We start from the raw sequence: 19,170 nt of genomic DNA, 5'->3' as shown, positions 1-19,170 counted from the left end.
TCTGTGGGTCGATCCGGTGGTGGGGGTGGGGTGTGTCGCGCTGACGGATCGGGCGTTCGGGGCGTGGGCGGTGGGGGTTTGGCCGGGCTTCACGGATGCGGTGGTGGGGGAGGGGCGGGGCTGAGGGGTGGGGTGTTTTCGCCCCCGCCGCCCTTACCCGTCCCGTCCCCGGGGGCTGCGCCCCCAGACCCCCCTTCGCGCTGAACGCGCTCGTCCTCAAACGCCGGACGGGCTGAGATGGCTGGGCCTGGGCTGGATAGATGCGGTCGTCTCCCACAGCAGCAGCTCCGCCGCCGTTAGTGCCGTTGCCTCCGGGCTTGGCGGGCCGGTGATCCGTGCCGCGTCTCCGGGGGTCAGTGTCTCGGGGCCCAGGTGGATCTCGCCCCGTACTACGTGGACGTATACGAAGGGGGCCGTCGGGAGGGCTGTGCGTTCTCCTGGGTGTAGGCGGCGTATGTGGAGCAGGGTGCCCGCCGCCGGGATCGCGTACGGGGTCGCGTCGGCTATGCCGCGGATCGTTTCGTAGGACGGGGGGCCGCCAGCCGTGAGGGGGGCCAGCCAGGTCTGGATGAAGGTCAGGGGCGTGTCCCCCTCGTTGCGTTCGACGTGGCGTACGCCCGCCGCCGCGCTCAGACGTTGCACGTCCCCGGGGTGGACGGTGGTCTTGTGGCCCGTCGAGTCGCGGTGGGTGAGGACCCCCTCCGTCACCCACGTCACGATCTCCGTATGGCTGTGCGGGTGTTCGTCGAAGCCCGCGCCGGGCTCGAGGCGTTCCTCGTTGCAGGCGATCATCGCGCCGAAACGCAGGTTGTCCGGGTCGTAGTGGGAGCCGAAGGAAAAGGCGTGCCAGGATTCGATACCGGCCGCCGGGTCACCCCCGGGATAGCGGTCGTCCGCGCGCCGTACGTCCATCACACACCCACCGTAGACCCGGCGCCGCACACTCCCGTCCTGATAAGGCAGTCTTGTTCCGTGCCCGAACCCGAATCCCACCACCCCGCGCCCCCCGCACGTCCCGAACATCCGCACCCGGGGACCCTGAAGCGGCTGGAGAAGTCGTCCGGGACTCTCGCCGCGCAGGCGATCACGCGCATGGACGAGACGCTGTCGTGGTACCGGGCGATGCCCCCGGAGAACCGTTCCTGGATCGGGCTGGTCGCCCAGGCCGGTATCGCCGCCTTCACCGAGTGGTTCCGGCATCCCGACGCTCCGCAGGCCATCTCCACGGACGTCTTCGGTACCGCTCCCCGTGAGCTGACCAGGGCGATCACCCTGCGCCAGACGGTCGAGATGGTCCGTACGACCATCGAGGTCATGGAGAGCGCCATCGACGAGGTGGCCGCTCCCGGTGACGAGAACATGCTGCGTGAGGCGCTGCTCGTCTACGCCCGCGAGATCGCCTTCGCCACCGCACAGGTGTACGCCCAGGCGGCCGAGGCACGGGGTGCCTGGGACGCCCGGCTGGAGTCGCTGGTCGTCAACGCCGTGCTCAGCGGCGAGGCCGACGAGGGAGCCGTGTCGCGGGCCGCCGCGCTTGGCTGGAACTCGCCCGACCATGTGTGCGTGCTGCTCGGCACCGCACCCGACGGGGACAGCGAGTTGACCGTCGAGGCGATCCGACGGGCCGCCCGGCACGCCAAGTTGCAGGTCCTGACCGGGGTGCTGGGTGATCGGCTCGTCGTCATCGCGGGCGGCGACGACAATCCGCTCGCCGTCGCCAAGGCGCTGATCGGACCCTATGCCGCCGGGCCCGTGGTCGCGGGGCCGATCGTGCCCGACCTGCTCGCCGCCACCCGCTCCGCACAGGCCGCCGCCGCGGGGCTGAAGGCCTGTTCGGCCTGGCAGGACGCACCGCGTCCGGTGCTCGCCGACGATCTTCTGCCGGAGCGCGCGATCGCCGGTGACCCGGGGGCGCGCGACCAGTTGGTGGAGGAGATCTACAGACCGCTGGAGGAGGCCGGGTCCGCGCTTCTGGAAACCCTCGCCGTCTATCTGGAACAGGCGAGCAGCCTGGAGGGCGCGGCACGAATGCTCTTTGTTCACCCGAACACCGTGCGCTACCGGCTCCGACGTGTGACTGACGTCACCGGATGGTCACCTTCAGATGTACGATCCGCATTCACACTGCGGATCGCGCTGATCCTCGGGCGCCTGGCCGACGGGGATCACCAACCCTAGGGTTTTGTCGGGGGTCTACAAAACCCCCTGCTGTTCTTCGTCCCTGTCCCCACGGGCGGCCGTGCCCGTCCCCAAGAGAGAGTGTGAGAGTGCTCGTACTCGTCGCTCCCGGCCAAGGCGCCCAGACGCCCGGCTTCCTGACTCCCTGGCTCGAACTGCCCGGTGCCGCCGAGCGCGTCGCCGCGTGGTCCGACGCCATCGGGCTCGACCTCGTCCACTACGGCACCGAGGCCGACGCCGACGCGATCCGCGACACCGCTGTCGCCCAGCCGCTGCTCGTCGCGGCCGGGATACTGTCCGCCTCGGCACTGGGTGCCATGGGCGGCGACCTCGTTCCCGGCGCCGTCGCCGGTCACAGCGTCGGTGAGATCACCGCCGCCGCCTTCGCCGGTGTGCTCGACGATCTGGCCGCCCTGACCCTCGTACGCAAGCGCGGTCTGGCCATGGCCGAGGCCGCCGCCGTCACGAACACCGGTATGGCTGCGCTTCTCGGTGGTGACCCCGAGGTGAGCCTCGCGCATCTGGAGAAGCTCGGGCTGACTCCGGCGAACATGAACGGCGCCGGGCAGATCGTCGCCGCGGGTACGGTCGAGCAGATCGAGGCCCTCGTCGAGGACAAGCCCGAAGGGGTGCGCAAGGTCGTCCAGCTGAAGGTGGCCGGGGCTTTCCACACGCTCCACATGGCTCCGGCGGTGGACGCCCTCGCCGCTGCCGCCACGTCGCTGATGCCCGGCGATCCGAAGATCACGTACGTCTCGAACAAGGACGGACAGACGGTCCCGGACGGCTCCGAGGTGCTCGCCCGGCTGGTCGGGCAGGTCGCCAACCCGGTGCGCTGGGACCTCTGCATGGAGACGTTCAAGGCGCTGGGCGCGACCGCGATCATCGAGGTGTGCCCGGGCGGCACCCTCACCGGTCTCGCCAAGCGCGCGCTGCCCGGCGTGAAGGCGCTGGCTTTGAAGACCCCCGCCGACCTCGACGCCGCTCGTGAGCTCATCGCCGCGTCATCGACCTCGACCTCTGCCGCCGACGCGGCGGGCGCCTGAAAGGAGCCCCGAGCAATGTCGAAGATCAAGCCCAGTAAGGGTGCCCCGTACGCGCGCATCCTGGGCGTGGGCGGCTACCGGCCGGTCCGGGTCGTACCCAACGAGGTGATCCTGGAGACTATCGACTCGTCCGACGAGTGGATCCGCTCCCGCTCCGGCATCGAGACCCGGCACTGGGCCTCCGACGAGGAGACCGTCGCCGCGATGTCCCTGGAGGCGTCCGGCAAGGCGATCGCCAACGCGGGGATCAGCGCCGAGCAGATCGGCGGCGTGGTCGTCGCGACCGTCTCGCACTTCAAGCAGACCCCGGCCGTGGCCACCGAGATCGCCGACAAGCTCGGCACGGCCAAGGCAGCCGCGTTCGACATCTCGGCGGGCTGCGCGGGCTTCGGCTACGGGCTGACCCTGGCCCGGGGCATGATCGTCGACGGTTCGGCGGAGTACGTCCTGGTCATCGGCGTCGAGCGGCTGTCCGACCTGACCGACCTGGAGGACCGGGCGACCGCCTTCCTCTTCGGTGACGGCGCGGGCGCGGTCGTCGTGGGCCCCTCCACTGAACCGCACATCGGTCCGACCGTGTGGGGCTCCGAGGGCGACAAGTCGGACACCATCAAGCAGACCGTACCGTGGAACGAGTACGACAGTTCCGGCAAGTTTCCTGCGATCACGCAGGAGGGCCAGGCGGTGTTCCGCTGGGCCGTGTTCGAGATGGCGAAGGTCGCCAAGGAGGCGCTGGACGCGGCCGGGATCACCCCGGACGACCTGGACGTCTTCATTCCTCACCAGGCCAACGAGCGGATCATCGACTCGATGGTGAAGACCCTCAAACTGCCGGAGCACGTCACGGTCGCGCGCGACGTGCGCACCACCGGCAACACGTCGGCAGCCTCGATCCCGCTCGCGATGGAGCGGCTTCTGGCGACCGGCGAGGCGAAGAGCGGCGACACCGCGCTCGTCATCGGCTTCGGGGCGGGTCTCGTGTACGCCGCGACGGTCGTTACCCTCCCCTAGGCACCCGTACCGGATCCTCGGAACCGGAACGGGGACAACTGCCAACTCTCTGGATAGATACACAAGAAGGAGCGCCTGCCATGGCCGCCACTCAGGAAGAGATCGTCGCCGGTCTCGCCGACATCGTGAACGAGATCGCCGGCATCCCGGTTGAGGACGTCCAGCTGGACAAGTCCTTCACCGACGACCTGGACGTCGACTCGCTGTCCATGGTCGAGGTCGTCGTCGCCGCCGAAGAGCGCTTCGACGTCAAGATCCCCGACGAGGACGTCAAGAACCTCAAGACGGTCGGCGACGCCACCGAGTACATCCTCAAGAACCAGGACTGATTCACCGGCCCTGGTCGCCAGGACCGGTTCGCCGGGACTGGTCATCAGGGCCGGTCGTCAGGGCTGGTCACGGGGGCCGATCTCCTGATCGGTCCCTCAGCCCCGCCGCCTGGCGGTGGCGCCGTTCTCCCCGCCTACGCGGGGGTTGTCCTCCCGTATCAGTTGGAGAAGGAATTCCCGTGAGCCCGACCAATCGCACCGTGGTCGTCACCGGTATCGGCGCAACCACACCGCTGGGTGGTGACGCGGCCTCTACCTGGGAGGGTCTGGTCGCCGGCAAGTCCGGTGTCCGCGCCCTGGAGCAGGAGTGGGCGGCCGAGCAGGCCGTTCGCATCGCCGCGCAGATCGCCGTGGAACCGACCGAGATCATTCCCCGGCCCCAGGCCCGCCGACTGGACCGGTCGGCGCAGTTCGCGCTGATCGCCGCCAAGGAGGCGTGGGCCGACGCGGGCTTCACCGACCGGGCGGGCGAGGGCGAGAACCAGGCCGTCGACCCCGACCGTCTCGGTGCCGTCATCGCCTCGGGCATCGGCGGAGTCACGACGCTGCTCGACCAGTACGACGTGATGAAGGAGAAGGGCGTACGCCGCGTCTCCCCGCACACCGTCCCGATGCTGATGCCCAACAGCCCCTCCGCCAACGTGGGCCTGCTCGTAGGCGCCCGCGCCGGTGTGCACACCCCGGTCTCCGCCTGCGCGTCGGGCGCCGAGGCCATCGGCTACGCCATCGAGATGATCCGTACCGGCCGCGCCGACGTCGTCATCGCGGGCGGCACCGAGGCGGCCATCCATCCGCTGCCCATCGCAGCGTTCGGCAACATGATGGCGATGTCCAAGAACAACGAGAACCCGACGGGTGCCTCGCGTCCGTACGACACGGGCCGCGACGGCTTCGTGATGGGTGAGGGCTCCGGCGTGGTCGTCCTGGAGTCCGCCGAGCACGCCGCCGCGCGCGGTGCCCGGGTCTACGCGGAGGCGGTCGGCCAGGGCATCTCGGCCGACGCCCACGACATCGTGCAGCCGGAGCCGGCGGGGCGCGGTATCTCGGCGGCCCTGCGGAACCTGCTGGCCAGCACCGACCTGGATCCCGCGGAGATCGTGCACGTCAACGCGCACGCGACCTCGACGCCCGCGGGTGACGTGGCCGAACTGAAGGCGCTGCGCAATGTGTTCGGCGAGGACGTCGACCACATGGCCGTGTCCGCGACCAAGTCGATGACCGGGCATCTGCTCGGCGGCGCGGGCGGGGTCGAGACCGTCGCGACGGTGCTCGCGCTGTACCACCGGGTCGCACCTCCGACGATCAACGTCGAGGAGCTCGACCCCGAGGTCGACGCGGACATCGTGCGAGGTGAGGCCCGCAAGCTGCCGGTAGACGGCCGTATCGCCGCGCTCAACGACTCGTTCGGGTTCGGTGGGCACAACGTGGTGCTGGCGTTCAGGACCCACCCTTGCGCCTAAACCGGCGCCGCTCTCGCGGAGGTGGTTACCCGCCGTGGGGGTTCCTCAATTGATGGTTGCGGTATTCGTCGCTTGAAGACCACTACCAGTACGTACGAAGGCGGCCCGCCCGGACATTCCGGGCGGGCCGCCTTCGTACGTACCGTCACACCACCTGGTGCAGCCATCTCACCGGGGCGCCCTCGCCCGCGTACCTGAAGGGCTCGAGTTCGTCGTCCCAGGGTTTGCCCAGAAGTTTGGCCAACTCGGCCTCCAGGTCCGTCTCGCCCCGCTGGGAGCGGGTGAGGGCGGCGCGCAGGCGGTCCTCGGGGATGAGGATGTCGCCGTGGATGCCGGTGACCGCGTGGTAGATGCCGAGGTCGGGGGTGCAGCTGTAGCGCTCGCCCTCGGCGGTGGCGCAGGGTTCCGCGGTGACCTCGAAGCGCAGCAACTGCCAGCCGCGCAGGGCCGACGCGAGCTTGGAGGCGGTGCCGACCTGGCCCTTCCAGGAGAACTCGGAGCGCCAGGTGCCCGGTGCGGCGGGCTGGCGGATCCAGTCGAGGCTGACGCGTGTGCCGAGCACTCCGGCGACGGCCCACTCGACGTGCGGGCACAGCGCGCGCGGCGCGGAGTGCACGTACAGAACTCCACGTGTCGTCACTGCAACCTCCGGACAGAGCGGGACATCTTGCGAACTGGCTGAGCGGCGGTGGCGGACAGCCGCGTTGATGGCGAGGCTACCGTGCGGCGGCGCAAGGAGTGTGACGTACCGTCGGTCCCAGGGCCATGAAACGCCCGCCATTCACCCAGGGGGACGCTTGTACGGGTGTGCGACGTTGCAGTGTGTGGACCATTAGTTGTTTTCGGGTCGGGAACTTTCGTGCGTTGTTATGTGCGAGAGCCGTTGCACGCCGACCGAGGGGACCCGAAGGATGCGGAAACGAAGTCACCGTTCGCGGACCGTCGTCGCTGTCGTCTCGGCGGCCGTGCTGGGCGCCGCAGGGTGTGACGCCGCCGGTGGCGCGTCCCCAGAGCCGGACGGCACGCGGGCGAAGGCGAGGCCGTCGGCGAGCCCGACGCCCGTGTGGGACAGCAGTCCCGCCTCCATGGTCGCTGTGGGCGACTCCATCACCCGTGGCTTCGACGCCTGCTCGGTGCTGTCCGACTGCCCGGAGGTGTCCTGGGCGACCGGCAGCGACAAGGAGGTGAACAGTCTGGCCTTACGGCTGCTGGGGGCGTCCGGGGCGGCTCGGCGGAGCTGGAACTACGCCGTCAGCGGCTCCCGGATGGCCGATCTGCCCGCCCAGATGACGAAGGCCGCCGTCCACAAGCCCGCGCTGGTGACGGTGATGGCGGGCGCCAACGACGCGTGCCGGCCGTCGGCAGGGGAGATGACGTCGGTGGCCGAGTTCCGGTCGTCGTTCGAGAAGTCGCTGCGCACGCTGCGTGCGGGAGCGCCGAAGAGCCAGGTGTACGTGGCGAGCGTGCCGGATCTGAAGCGGCTCTGGTCGCAGGGGCGGACCAATGTGCTGGGCAAGGCGGTGTGGAAGCTGGGGATCTGTCCGTCGATGCTGGGCGATCCGGACGCGGTCGACACGGTGGCGACGGCGCGGCGGGACGAGGTGCAGGGGCGGGTGGAGGCGTACAACTCGGTGCTCAAGGAGGTGTGCGCCACGGACCGGCTGTGCCGGTTCGACGGCGGCGCGGTCTTCGACTACGACTTCGGGACGCGGCAGCTGAGCCCCTGGGACTGGTTCCACCCGAGCCGGAACGGACAGGCGCGGCTGGCCGAGATCGCGTATCGCGGGATCACCGGCAGGAAGGCGGTTGCCTAGCCTGTGACTCCCCCTGGGTCGCGCCGTATGGCGTAGACCACTTCCGTCACGCGATACTGCCGCCGTCGACAGCACCTCACTGCTGGTTCCCCCACGGCGACGGAAGGCCTGAACTCCCTTGAGACATCCACATGTACGGATCGGTGTACTCGGACTCGCGCTGCTGGCCGGGCCCGCGGTGCCCGCCACCGCGTCGGCCGCCGACGCCCCCGCCGCGCCCACCGTCGAGGAGCAGCGGCTCGACAGGGCGGCGCCGCAGGAGATCCTCCGGCGTTCCGGATTCGACTCCGTGGCAACGGAGTTCGCGCGGGCGCTCGGCAGCGCGAACTCCTACGCTGACGCCCGCGCACTCGTCGTACGTCAGGGAGCGGCGCTGTGGCGGCGGGCCGTCGACCGGGCGCAGGGGCGCGGGCCCGCCGGCGGTGATCTGAGCCGGGACGACGACCGGCCCCTGTACTGGGCGCGGTTGGGGATGACCCGTGAACTGCGGTTGTGGAAGCCGTCGTTCGGGCTGGAAGGCAGCCAAAGGGCGGAGTTGCTGGGCGAGTTGGAGCGGAACTCTCGCGGGCAGTCGTCGATCCGGTATCCGGGCTGCGAGGCGTCGAAGCGGGTTCTCGTCACCGGATTCGATCCGTTCACGCTCGACCATGACATACGGATCTCCAACCCGTCCGGGGCCACCGCGCTCGCGCTCGACGGCACGGTGATCGAGACGGCACACGGCAGGGTCAGGGTCGAGACAGCGGTGTTCCCGGTGCGCTGGGAGGACTTCGCGCAGGGCACGGTGGAGCGGACGCTGAAGCCGTATCTGCCCAAGGTCGATCTGTTCGCCACCGTGAGTCAGGGGCGGGTCGGGCGATTCGACGTGGAGCGGACCAACGGGGCCTGGCGGGGCGGCTTCGAGGACAACGAGAACATCGGCCGGACCGGGACCGTACCGGTCACCGACCCGGCCACGCAGCCCCAGTGGACGTCAACGACGCTGCCGTACAAGGCGGTTGTCGCCGCGAACACCGGGCGTTTCCCGGTGTACGACAACACGAGCGTGACCGAGATACCGGTGGGCGGCAACGATCCCGTCGAACGGGCCGACGGGCCCACCGCCGGGTCGACGGCGCGGGCCGGGGGCGGCGGGGACTATCTCTCCAACGAGATCGCCTACCGGGCAACCCTGTTGCGCGACCGGCTCGGTCTGGGCGCCACGCTTCCCGGCGGGCATGTGCACACGCCCGTGCTGCAGTTCGGGGCCGACAACACCGACCCGGACACCGGGGCCGTGACCGATCCCGAGTTCGTGCGGAACCGGCTGGACATCATCGCCCAGGTGCGGTCGATCCTGACCGTGGCCGTGGACGCGTCCGGCGGCTGAGCCGGTCAGGATGCCGGGGTCGGCGTGTCCTGATCCTCGGCGTCCTCGGTGTCGTCGGCGGGCTCCCGGGTCTCCTCGCCGAGCAGGTCGCGGGCCATCATGGTGGCGCCCGCGACCGCGCCCGGCATCAGGAAGACGGCGACGAACGGCACCAGGAAGGCCAGCCCCAGCGGCGTACCGAAGCCCCACACGAGCAGCTTGCGGGAGCGCAACAGGGCCAGCCGGTCCCGGAGTTCGACCCGGCGCCGCTGAAGGGCGACTCCGGTCAGCTCCTCGGTGAGGAAGAAGCCGGTGACGAGGAAGCCGATCACAGGGACGACGGTCTGTCCGGCGACCGGGACGAAGCCGAGGGCGAAGACGAGCAGCGCCCAGCACAGGGCCCGTACGAGGACCCGGAGGCTGTCGCGGGCCGAGATCCACAGCTCCCTGTGCAGCGGCAGGCCCGACTCGGGGGCCGTGCCGTCGGGGGACACGTCCCGGTCGACCTTCTCGGAGAGGTTCTCGTAGAAGGGCTGCCCGATGAGGAGGGTCACCGCGGTGAAGGTGAGCACCGACAGGAGCAGGGCCAGGGCGATGAGGAGCGCGGTGAGGAAGCCGCGGAAGAGGCCCAGCCAGGGGCTCGACCAGTCGTCGGCGAAAGGGGTGGCCCAGGCGGTGAGGTCGGTGCCGTAGAGGGCGAGGGCCGTCAGGGCGGCGAGGTAGAGGACGAGGGTGAGGAGGCCGGGGAGCAGCCCGAATCCGTACTGCTTGCCGTGTCGGGCGACCCAGCGCTGGCCTTTCAGGAGGTAGCGGAAACCTGTCACGAGATCGCTCATGGGTGAACTCTATCGGCGGTGTACAGGAGGCCACGCATGCGCCATACGGGGCATGCGTGGCGCGGAGACCCTCTTGTTGGCGTTGAGTCGACAAGGTAGATCTCGGCGTACCGAACTCAGCAAGTCCGGCAAGCCCACGAAGCAAAGGACGTAGAGGAAGCAATGGAAGAGGTACGCGTGCGACGTACAAGACCCGTTCCACCGAGGCCTGTTCTGCTCGCGGCCCTCGCCGTCACCACGGCGGGCTCGCTCCTGCTCACCCCCCACACCGCCACCGCCGACCGCAAGCCCGTGACCCGTGAGGGCGCGGGGGCGGACGGCGGACGGCCGGCCGACGCGCGTGCCGCGACGATCCCGGCCGGCGCCGCCGCCCGTGCCCTCACAGCGCCCGTCGACGGCCTCACCGGGACCGGGCGCGGCTACCCGCGCGAACAGGTCCTGTCCCCCGACCCGGTGAACCCGGCCGACAAGTCCATCAAGCTGGGCCTGATCCCGTACCACGGCATCGCCCCGAAGCTGAACGACCTCCAGAAGCTGGGCGACCGGGTGAGCGTCGAGGTCGCGGGGCGTTCGGCGGGCGGGCACCGGCTGTATCTCGTCACGGTGACCGCGCCGGAGAGCGCGGCCCAGGCGCGTGCCCAGGAGCGGATGCGCCGGCTGATCGAGAACGCGCCCGCGGTCGCCGCCAAGAGCCAGGCGATCAAACGGAGTTACAAGGCTCCCGTCTTCTTCAACAACAACATCCACGGCAACGAGTGGGAGGGCACCGACGCCTCCCTGAAGCTCGTCGAGCGGCTCGCGACCGCCACCGACGCCAGGACGCGGGACCTGCTCGCGCACAGCCGCATCTACTTCAACATCACCGCCAATCCGGACGGCCGGATCGCCGGCACCCGGGCCAACGCCAACGGGTTCGATCTGAACCGGGACTTCGTCACCTCCTCGCAGCCCGAGGGGCGGGCGATGCGGCAGATCGAGATCGACAAGCAGCCGACCGTCATGCTCGATCTGCACGGATACGTCAACGGCACGCTCATCGAGCCGACCACTCCCCCGCACGGCGAGAACTACGAGTACGACCTGTTCCTGAAGAACACCTACGCCAACGCCCTGGGGATGGAGGCCGCGGTCAACGGCCTCGGCTACACCGCTCAGCGGGACGGCGTCGAGCCCGCCCAGATCCCGTTCAGGGACCAGAAGGAGGGCTGGGACGACTGGCCGCCGGTCTTCACCCCGCAGTACGCGGCCTTCCAGGGCACGGTCGCCGCGCACACCGTCGAGATCCCGATGACGGTCAACAACAGCGCCTACGACACCCTGCCGGTCGCCGAGTTGCGCCGCCGCTCCGCGATCAACGTCGCCGTGGCCGGTGCGGCCATCAAGGCGACCCTCAACTACGTCCAGGATCACCGGACTTCGCTCGTCACCGACCAGATCGAGGTCTTCCGGCGCGGCGCCGCCGGAGCCGCCCAGGTGCCGGTGTCGGCGGCGACCGTCCCAGGCGTGCCGGGGATCGGGCCGGAGGACGTCTACACGACGACCTTCCCCCGTGCGTACGTCATTCCGGCGGGCGCCTCGGCGCAGCGCTCCGCGCCCGCCGCCGCCCGGCTGGTCGACCACCTGCTCGCCAACGACGTCAAGGTCACCCGCGCCGGCCACGCCTTCCGGCTCGGCGGACGGACGTACGCGAAGGGTTCGTACGTCGTCGACATGCGCCAGCCGAAGCGCGGGCTCGCCAACGTGCTGCTCGCCGACGGGCGCGACATCAGCGCCAAGGTGTCGGTGATGTATGACATCTCGGGCTGGAGCCTCGGCAGGCTGTGGGGTGCGACCGTCCAACCGGTCGGCAGGGGCCGTCTGTTGGGCCTGCCACTGCGGAAGGTGACCGCCGCGACACGGGCCGGGTACGTCGCTCCGTACGGCAGGCTGCGGCTGCGGCTGGACGACCCGCGTGAGATCGCCGCCCTCAACTCCCTGCTGCGGGACGGGGTTTCGGTACGGCGGGCAGCGGACGGCAGTGCGATCGTCCCGGCGTCGGCGCGCCCGAAGGCGGTCGCGGCGGCCCGTGCGTACGGCGTGGCCTTCGACGCGACGAAGGCGACCGGTACGGCCTCCCTGCGTCGTACCCGGGTCGCGGCGGCCGTCGCGCCCGGTGAGCTGTTCGCGCTGCGTGAGATGAACTTCGAGGTGACGCCGGTGTCGACGGCCGTCCTCAACGCCGGTTTCGACTGGGCGGGGGCGGATGTGCTGTTCGTGTCGCAGGACCTGTCGTACGAGGGCCTGAAACCCGCTGCCCGTACGGCACTTGACGCCTTCCTCCACTCCCGGGGGCTGGTCGGCCGGGGTGCTGCCGGGGCCGCGCTGAACTCCGCCGCCGGGATGCTGGCGGTCAAGGCGGTCGAGGGCAACGGGGACGCCAACGGCGTTGTACGGGTGGTGAATTCGGGCCGGAGCCCGGTCACCGCCGGGGCGCCGGACCACGGGTTCGTGTACGCGCCCGTCTGGTTCACCGACCTGGGGCCGGGTGTGCGGGTCGACCAGTCGTACGGGGCCGGGAGGCTTCTTGTCGCCGGGCACTGGCGGTCGTTGGGTGACGGGTCCGGGGGGCCGACGGCAGCGGCGGGGAAGGCGTCGGTGGTCAGCGGGCCGCACGCGGTCCTGTTCGGCACCGAGCCCCTGTTCCGGGACCACCCCAAGGGGGAGTTCGCGCAGGTGGCACGCGCTTTGCTGAGCGCGCCGACCGCGTCGGCCGGTAGGTCGCGGGGCTGATCCGCGCCCCGGCCACGACGAACGAAGGCCGCACCCCCGGACGGAAGCGTCCAGGGGTGCGGCCTTCGGCGTCGTACGGATCAGAACTTGACGATCATCTTGCCGGTGTTGTCGCCGCGCAGCACCCCGAGGAACGCCTCGAGGTTGTTCTCGATGCCCTCGAGAACCGTCTCACGGTACTTGAGCTCGCCGGAGCGGACCCAGCCGCCGACCTCTTCGACGAACTGCGGCTGGAGGTCGTAGTGGTCGCCGACGAGGAGGCCCTCGATGCGGCCACGGGTGGCGATGAGGCGGGCGAGGTTCTTCGGGCCGGGGGCGGGCTCCGTGTTGTTGTAGACGGAGATCATGCCGCAGATGGCGATCCGGCCGGCGTGCTTGAGGGCGCCGATGGCCGCCTCGACGTGGTCGCCGCCCACGTTGTCGAAGTACACGTCGATGCCGTCGGGGGCGGCGTCGCGCAGCTGCGAGGCGACCGAACCGTCCTTGTAGTTGAAGGCGGCGTCGAAGCCGTACTCCTCCACCAGCAGCTTGACCTTCTCGTCGGAACCGGCGGAGCCGATGACCCGGGAGGCGCCCTTGAGTTTGGCGATCTGCCCGACCTGGCCGCCCACGGCGCCGGCCGCGCCCGACACGAACACCACGTCGCCCTCCTTGAAGGAGGCGGTGCGCAGGAGGCCCGCGTAGGCGGTGAGACCGGTCATGCCGAGGACACCGAGGTACGTCGACAGCGGCGCGGCCTCGGGGTCGACCTTGACGGCGTCCTTCGCGTTCACGGCCGCGTACTCGCGCCAGCCGAGGAAGTGCAGGACGTGGTCACCGACGGAGAGGCCCTCCGCGTTGGAGGCGACGACCACGCCGACGGCCCCGCCCTGCATGACCTTGCCGAGCTCGAAGGGGGCGACGTAGGACTTGGCGTCGCTCATCCGGCCGCGCATGTAGGGGTCCACGGACACGTACAGGTTGCGCACCAGCACCTGGCCCTCGCGGGGCTGCGGGACCTCGGCCTCGACCAGGGCGAAGTCCTCGGCCTTGGGCCAGCCGACCGGACGGCTGAGCAGGTGCCATTCGCGGCTGACGGCGGGGAGGGCGGGGGTGGGGGTCTCGGACATGAGGTGGCCTTCCGGTGCGGCTCAGTTGTTTCAGTACGTGAAACAATAATGGCGCTGAATATTTCATGTTGTCAAGTAACGGGGTAGCCTGGAGGGCATGGCCACTCCAGAGAAGACCCACCGCATGGACCCCCTGAGCGTGGAGGTCGTCGACCTCATCGGCGCGGTCGTGGCCCGCTATCACGAGGAGTACGAGGAGGCTGCCACCCGGCACTCCCTCACCGGGGCGCAGGCGCGCCTGCTGAGCCTGCTCTCACTGGGTGCCCTGCCGATGCGGCAGCTGGCACGGAAACTGCGGTGCGAGCCGTCGAACGTCACCGGGATCGTGGACCGCCTGGAGTCCCGGGACCTGGTCGAGCGCCGCCCCGACCCCACCGACCGCAGGGTGAAGCTGGCCGCCTGCACGGACGAGGGACACCGGGTCGCACGGAGCCTGCGCGACTCCCTCGGCTTCGCACGGGAGCCGCTGGCCGGGCTGTCGGAGGAGGAACGGGTGCTGCTGCGGGGGCTGTTGGTGCGGATGGTGGAGGCGTAGGCCCTTTCCTGGGCCGCCCAAAGCCGGCTCCGCCTACGCGCACCACCACAGAAACTGCTCGCACGTCTCCGAAGGCGCCGGTTCCGGAGTCGGATCCGCGGTCGTCGGGTCCGCGGACGGGGTCGTCGGGTCCGCCGGTGCCGACGTCGACTGTCCCCTCGTCGGTGTCGGCGGCGAGCCGATGGGTCCCGACGGGGCGTCCTTGCTCGCGCTCGGTGAGACCGACGGCGACGGTGATCCCGAGCTCTCCGACGCCGACGGGGACGGTGACGTCGACGGTTTCGCGGACGCGGAGGCCGACGCCTTGTCGTCCGCCGAGGCCGGCTTCCCGTCGGACCGGGGCGTCTGCGTGTCGGCGGCCTCCGGCGTCGCGCCGTCCACCGAATCGCCGTCGGTCGTCGCGCTGTTCGGGTTCGATCCCGGCGCGTCCTTGCCCAGCTCGGCGAGGCTCAGCCCGCCCGCCGCGAGCACGAACCCCGCGACGACGAGCAGCGCCCGCTTCCGTCGCCGCCGGTGCGCCGCGGCCTTGCGGTCACGTCGACTGCCGTTCGCGCGCCCGGCGTCCTCGTACTCCGCCTCGTACTCCGCCTCGTACTCACCCTCGGCCTCGTAGGCGTCCGGGGCCTCGGCTGCCGTCGTCTCGCGCCCGCGTCCGCGAGCCGCCTTCCGGCCCGCCGCCCGGCCGGGACGCACTGCCTCGTCGGCGGCCCCGGCAAAGGCGTCCGCTGCCGGTTGCGGGCGCGCGTCGGCTTCCTCCACGTAGGCGGGGGGAGGTGCTGGCGCTGAGCCGCACCCCGGGCAGGCGAGTGCGCCGTTGAGGTGCCGTTGGCACTGATGGCAGTAGTCCATGACGCGGGAAGAATAGGTTCCGCACCGGGGGCGTTCCTAGGGGGGCCTGTGAATATTCGGTGTGGAACCTGCGCTTCGTGTTTGCCTGTCCGAGCGCTTCGGGCATGCCGAAGCGGCCCGTCGCACGGCGTACGTGCGACGGACCGCTCCGGGCCGGAGAGGGCTTCCCCGGTGGGTCAGGTTTTCTTACGGGCCGTCATGGCCCGCTGGATCAGGATGAACGCGCACAGCAGCACGCCCGTCGCGATCTTCGTCCACCAGGAGCTGAGCGTCCCCTCGAACTGGATGATGCTCTTGATGAGGCCCAGGACGAGGACACCGAACAGCGTGCCCACGACATAGCCCGAGCCGCCCGTCAGCAGGGTGCCGCCGATGACGACCGCGGCGATCGCGTCGAGCTCCATGCCGGTCGCGTGCAGCGGGTCGCCGGACTGGATGTACAGGGTGAACAGCAGGCCCGCCAGGGCGGAGCAGAAGCCGCTCACCGTGTACACGGCAATCTTCGTGCCGCCCTGCGGGAGGCCCATCAGCATGGCCGAGTTCTCGTTGCCGCCGATGGCGTACACGCGCCGACCGAAGCGCGTGTAGTGCAGGACGTAGAAGGCGATGGCCAGGACGACCAGCGCGATGATCGCGCCGATCGACAGGAAGCCCACCCCCAGCTGTGCCTGCGCCTGCGCCATGCTGCTCACCGAGGAGTCGTCGATGGCGATCGACTCCTTGCTGACGATCAGGCACAGGCCCCGGAAGAGGAAGAGGCCGGCGAGCGTCACGATGAAGGGCTGGATCTCGAAGTTGTGGATCACATAGCCCATCAGGAAGCCGCCGAGGGCGCCCACGCCCAGCGCGATGGGGATGACGACCAGGATGGGCAGGCCCTGCTTCTCCACCAGCCATGCCGTGAGCATGGTCGTGAAGCCGATCACGGAACCCACGGACAGGTCGATGCCGCCCGAGAGGATGACGAACGTGGCGCCCACCGCGGCGACCAGCAGGTAGCCGTTGTCGATGAACAGGTTGAGGAACACCTGCGGTTCGCCGAAACCGAAGTTCTGGTAGCGGGTCAGACCGACGATGTACATCACGAGGAAGAGCGTGGCGGTCACCACGACGGGCAGGCGCCGGTCACCGAGCAGTCGCGCGGCCTTGGACGGCGTACGACGGCTGTCGGGGGCCGTGGGGGTCTTGGTGGCCGTGCTCATCACGACACCTCCATCTTGGGGGCTGCCGCGGTGGTCGAGGCGCCGTCCGCCGGGGTGGCGGACGAGGTGCCGCCGCCCTTCGTGCCGGTACCGGAGCGGAACTTGGCGCCGAAGACCTTGGCGCGGAACTTCGGGGACTGCAGCAGGCAGACGACGATGACGACGGCGGCCTTGAAGACCAGGTTGGTCTGGGTCGGTACGCCGATGGTGTAGATCGTGGTGGTCAGGGTCTGGATGACGAGGGCGCCCACCACGGTGCCGCCGATGGAGAACCGGCCGCCCGTCAGTGACGTACCGCCGATGACGACGGCGAGGATCGCGTCGAGCTCGATCCACAGGCCGGCGTTGTTGCCGTCCGCCGCCGAGGTGTTGGAGCTGATCATCAGGCCCGCGATACCGGCGCACAGGGCGCAGAACACGTACACCATGATCTTGATGCGCATGGACCTGATGCCGACCAGCCGGCTGGCCTCGGCGTTGCCGCCGACCGACTCGACCAGCAGGCCGAGGGCCGTGCGGCGGGTCAGGGCCACCGTGATGGCCACGACCGCGGCCACGACGAAGATGGAGAACGGCAGGGTCAGCCAGTAGCCGCCGCCGATCAGCTTGTACGGCTCGCTGTTGATGGTGATGATCTGGCCGTCGGTGATCAGCTGGGCCACGCCTCGGCCCGCGACCATGATGATCAGGGTCGCGATGATGGGCTGGATGCCCATCCGGGCCACCAGGAAGCCGTTCCACAGACCGCAGACGACGGCGGCGATCAGGCCGATGCCCATGGCCAGGAAAACTCCGGACAGGGAGTCCTGGTTGGCCTCGTCACTGATGTACGAGCAGGTCAGGGCGCCGGTGATGGCGACGACCGCGCCGACCGAGAGGTCGATGCCGCCGGTGGCGATGACCAGGGTCATGCCGACCGCGACCAGGATGAGCGGCGAGCCGAACAGCACGATCGAGACGAGGCTGCCGTAGAGGTGGCCGTCCGTCATCTTGATCGAGAAGAAGCCGGGTGTGAAGGGAACGTTGATCAGCAGCAGGACGACCAGCACGGCCACCGGCCAGAACAGGTTGTGCTGCGTCAGCGCGCGCCAACGGGGAGTGGTGGTCACTGGTGCTCTCCGCTCGCGATGGTCTCCAGGATCCGGGTGGGAGTGATCTCGGGCCCGTTGGCGATCTGGGCGACCAGCTTGCGGTCGCGCAGCACGCCGATGGTGTGGCTGAGCCGGAGTACTTCCTCCAGTTCGGCCGCGATGTACAGCACGGACATACCTTCCTCGGAGAGCGAGACCACGAGTTTCTGGATCTCCGCCTTCGCGCCGACGTCGATACCGCGCGTCGGTTCGTCGAGGATCAGCAGCTTCGGCTGGGTGATGAGCCAGCGGGCGAGCAGCACCTTCTGCTGGTTGCCACCGCTGAGCCGGCCGACCCGGGCCTCCGGGTTGGCGGGGCGGATGTCCAGGGCCTTGATGTACTTGGCGACGAGTTCGTCACGCTGGGCGGCCGGGATGGGCCGGATCCAGCCGCGGGCCGCCTGGAGGGCGAGGATGATGTTCTCCCGTACCGTCAGCTCCGGTACGAGGCCCTCGGTCTTGCGGTTCTCGGAGCAGAACGCGACCCCGGCGCCGATGGCGTCGTTCGGGGCGCTCATCGAGACCGCTTTGCCGCCGATGGTGACCGTGCCGCTGTCGGGCTGGTCGGCGCCGAAGAGCAGGCGGGCGAGTTCGGTACGGCCGGAGCCGAGCAGGCCGGCCAGGCCCAGGACCTCGCCCTTCTTGATCTGGAGGTCGAAGGGGGCGATACCGCCCGTCCTGCCGAGGCCGTCCGCCTCGAGCAGCGTCTCACCGACCTCGGCGTGGTGCTCCTGGAGCCCCTCCAGCTGGTCCATGGCCTTGCCGATCATGAGCTGGATCAGCCCGACCTGGTCGAGCTCGCTGACCATGTGCTCGCCGACGAGGGTGCCGTTGCGCAGGACGGTCATGCGGTCGCAGATCTCGTAGATCTGGTCGAGGAAGTGCGAGACGAACAGGATCGCGACGCCTTCGTCCCTCAACTGCCGCATCAGGCGGAACAGTTCGAGGACCTCGTCGCGGTCGAGGCTGGACGTCGGCTCGTCGAGAACCAGCACCTTGGTGCCGGCTCCGGCGCCGTCGCTGTCGCCGGTGCCCACCGCCCGTACGATCGCGACCAGTTGCTGCACGGCCAGCGGGTACGAGGACAGGGGCGCGGTGACGTCGAGGTCGAGGCCGAGCCGGTCGACCAGCTCCGCCGCGTCCTTGCGCATCTGCGTCCACTGGATGCGGCCGAAGCGGATGGGTTCACGTCCGATGAAGATGTTCTCCGCCACCGACAGGTTGGGGCAGAGGTTCACCTCCTGGTAGACGGTGCTGATGCCGGCCTGCTGTGCCTGGAACGGGCTGTCGATCCGCACCGGCTGGCCGTCGAGGGTGACCGTGCCGTCGTCCAGCGCGTAGACGCCGGTCAGCACCTTGATGAGGGTGGACTTACCGGCTCCGTTCTCGCCCATCAGGGCGTGAATCTCACCGGGGAAGAGCCGGAAGTCGACACCCGACAGAGCCCGTACCCCCGGAAACTCCTTGACTATGCCCGTCATCTCCAGGACGGGCCGCGGCTCTGCCATGGCAGCGCTCCTTGAATCTCGTTCAGGCCCACGAATGTTGGGTCGG

The 19,170-nt window shown here is 69.8% G+C and carries 17 protein-coding genes; 9 read left to right on the top strand and 8 right to left on the bottom strand.

Features of this window, described 5'->3' with window-relative positions; all coding sequences use genetic code 11:
• Positions 1-216: 216 nt before the first annotated feature.
• Positions 217-912 carry a pirin family protein gene (locus ADL01_RS28000; RefSeq protein ID WP_053744785.1) on the bottom strand — a complete coding sequence of 232 codons (696 nt, stop codon included), beginning with the start codon at positions 910-912 and terminating at the stop codon, positions 217-219.
• 60 nt (positions 913-972) lie between these two features.
• Between ADL01_RS28000 and ADL01_RS27995 the strand changes: the two genes are divergently transcribed.
• The 5 genes from ADL01_RS27995 (at position 973) to fabF (ending at position 6,024) form a co-directional block, all read left to right on the top strand.
• A complete protein-coding gene (locus tag ADL01_RS27995) occupies positions 973-2,178 on the top strand; it encodes a PucR family transcriptional regulator (protein WP_053744784.1) in 1,206 nt (401 codons plus the stop codon).
• Positions 2,179-2,267: 89 nt separating this feature from the next.
• On the top strand, positions 2,268-3,224 hold the full coding sequence (locus ADL01_RS27990) for an ACP S-malonyltransferase (protein ID WP_053744783.1): 957 nt from the start codon (positions 2,268-2,270) through the stop codon (positions 3,222-3,224).
• Between the two features lie 15 nt (positions 3,225-3,239).
• Positions 3,240-4,235: a ketoacyl-ACP synthase III gene (locus ADL01_RS27985; protein ID WP_053744782.1), complete on the top strand. Its 996-nt coding sequence runs from the start codon at positions 3,240-3,242 to the stop codon at positions 4,233-4,235.
• A gap of 80 nt (positions 4,236-4,315) precedes the next feature.
• Positions 4,316-4,564 carry an acyl carrier protein gene (locus ADL01_RS27980; protein WP_053744781.1) on the top strand — a complete coding sequence of 83 codons (249 nt, stop codon included), beginning with the start codon at positions 4,316-4,318 and terminating at the stop codon, positions 4,562-4,564.
• Positions 4,565-4,743: 179 nt separating this feature from the next.
• A complete protein-coding gene (gene fabF, locus ADL01_RS27975) occupies positions 4,744-6,024 on the top strand; it encodes a beta-ketoacyl-ACP synthase II (protein WP_053744780.1) in 1,281 nt (426 codons plus the stop codon).
• Between the two features lie 145 nt (positions 6,025-6,169).
• Here the strand turns inward: fabF and ADL01_RS27970 are convergent, their stop codons facing one another.
• On the bottom strand, positions 6,170-6,664 hold the full coding sequence (locus ADL01_RS27970) for a DUF3145 domain-containing protein (RefSeq protein WP_006374635.1): 495 nt from the start codon (positions 6,662-6,664) through the stop codon (positions 6,170-6,172).
• 271 nt (positions 6,665-6,935) lie between these two features.
• On the opposite strand from ADL01_RS27970, the gene ADL01_RS27965 reads away from it, so the two are divergent.
• The gene (locus ADL01_RS27965) at positions 6,936-7,838 is read left to right on the top strand and encodes an SGNH/GDSL hydrolase family protein (protein WP_053744779.1); all 903 of its coding nucleotides are present in this window, start codon (positions 6,936-6,938) and stop codon (positions 7,836-7,838) included.
• Between the two features lie 118 nt (positions 7,839-7,956).
• Positions 7,957-9,207, top strand: a complete 1,251-nt coding sequence (locus tag ADL01_RS27960; protein WP_053744778.1) for a pyroglutamyl peptidase — start codon at positions 7,957-7,959, stop codon at positions 9,205-9,207.
• 5 nt (positions 9,208-9,212) lie between these two features.
• Here ADL01_RS27960 and ADL01_RS27955 read toward each other — a convergent pair whose 3' ends face one another.
• Positions 9,213-10,022: an EI24 domain-containing protein gene (locus ADL01_RS27955; protein ID WP_053744777.1), complete on the bottom strand. Its 810-nt coding sequence runs from the start codon at positions 10,020-10,022 to the stop codon at positions 9,213-9,215.
• 177 nt (positions 10,023-10,199) lie between these two features.
• Here ADL01_RS27955 and ADL01_RS27950 point away from each other — a divergent pair, with 177 nt between their 5' ends.
• On the top strand, positions 10,200-12,791 hold the full coding sequence (locus ADL01_RS27950) for a M14 family zinc carboxypeptidase (RefSeq protein WP_078960792.1): 2,592 nt from the start codon (positions 10,200-10,202) through the stop codon (positions 12,789-12,791).
• An 80-nt stretch (positions 12,792-12,871) separates the two neighbouring features.
• Here ADL01_RS27950 and ADL01_RS27945 read toward each other — a convergent pair whose 3' ends face one another.
• Positions 12,872-13,900 (bottom strand): NADP-dependent oxidoreductase, encoded by a 1,029-nt coding sequence (locus tag ADL01_RS27945; protein ID WP_053744775.1) that lies wholly within the window; start codon positions 13,898-13,900, stop codon positions 12,872-12,874.
• 97 nt (positions 13,901-13,997) lie between these two features.
• Between ADL01_RS27945 and ADL01_RS27940 the strand changes: the two genes are divergently transcribed.
• Positions 13,998-14,435 carry a MarR family winged helix-turn-helix transcriptional regulator gene (locus ADL01_RS27940; protein ID WP_053744774.1) on the top strand — a complete coding sequence of 146 codons (438 nt, stop codon included), beginning with the start codon at positions 13,998-14,000 and terminating at the stop codon, positions 14,433-14,435.
• A 33-nt stretch (positions 14,436-14,468) separates the two neighbouring features.
• Here the strand turns inward: ADL01_RS27940 and ADL01_RS27935 are convergent, their stop codons facing one another.
• From ADL01_RS27935 to ADL01_RS27920, 4 genes are all read right to left on the bottom strand, one after another.
• Positions 14,469-15,284, bottom strand: coding sequence for an SCO2400 family protein (locus tag ADL01_RS27935; RefSeq protein WP_063783597.1), 816 nt, complete (start codon positions 15,282-15,284; stop codon positions 14,469-14,471).
• Positions 15,285-15,460: 176 nt separating this feature from the next.
• Entirely contained in the window at positions 15,461-16,486 is a 1,026-nt protein-coding gene (yjfF, locus tag ADL01_RS27930; protein WP_053744772.1) for a galactofuranose ABC transporter, permease protein YjfF, read from the bottom strand.
• A complete protein-coding gene (locus ADL01_RS27925) occupies positions 16,486-17,595 on the bottom strand; it encodes an ABC transporter permease (RefSeq protein ID WP_053744771.1) in 1,110 nt (369 codons plus the stop codon). Before ADL01_RS27925 ends, yjfF begins: the two co-directional genes overlap by 1 nt.
• The gene (locus ADL01_RS27920) at positions 17,592-19,124 is read right to left on the bottom strand and encodes a sugar ABC transporter ATP-binding protein (RefSeq protein WP_053744770.1); all 1,533 of its coding nucleotides are present in this window, start codon (positions 19,122-19,124) and stop codon (positions 17,592-17,594) included. Before ADL01_RS27920 ends, ADL01_RS27925 begins: the two co-directional genes overlap by 4 nt.
• Positions 19,125-19,170 lie beyond the last annotated feature (46 nt).

This window comes from Streptomyces sp. NRRL WC-3618, assembly GCF_001280005.1.
Lineage (GTDB): Bacteria > Actinomycetota > Actinomycetes > Streptomycetales > Streptomycetaceae > Streptomyces.
This window is presented reverse-complemented; position numbering and strand designations above follow the sequence as displayed.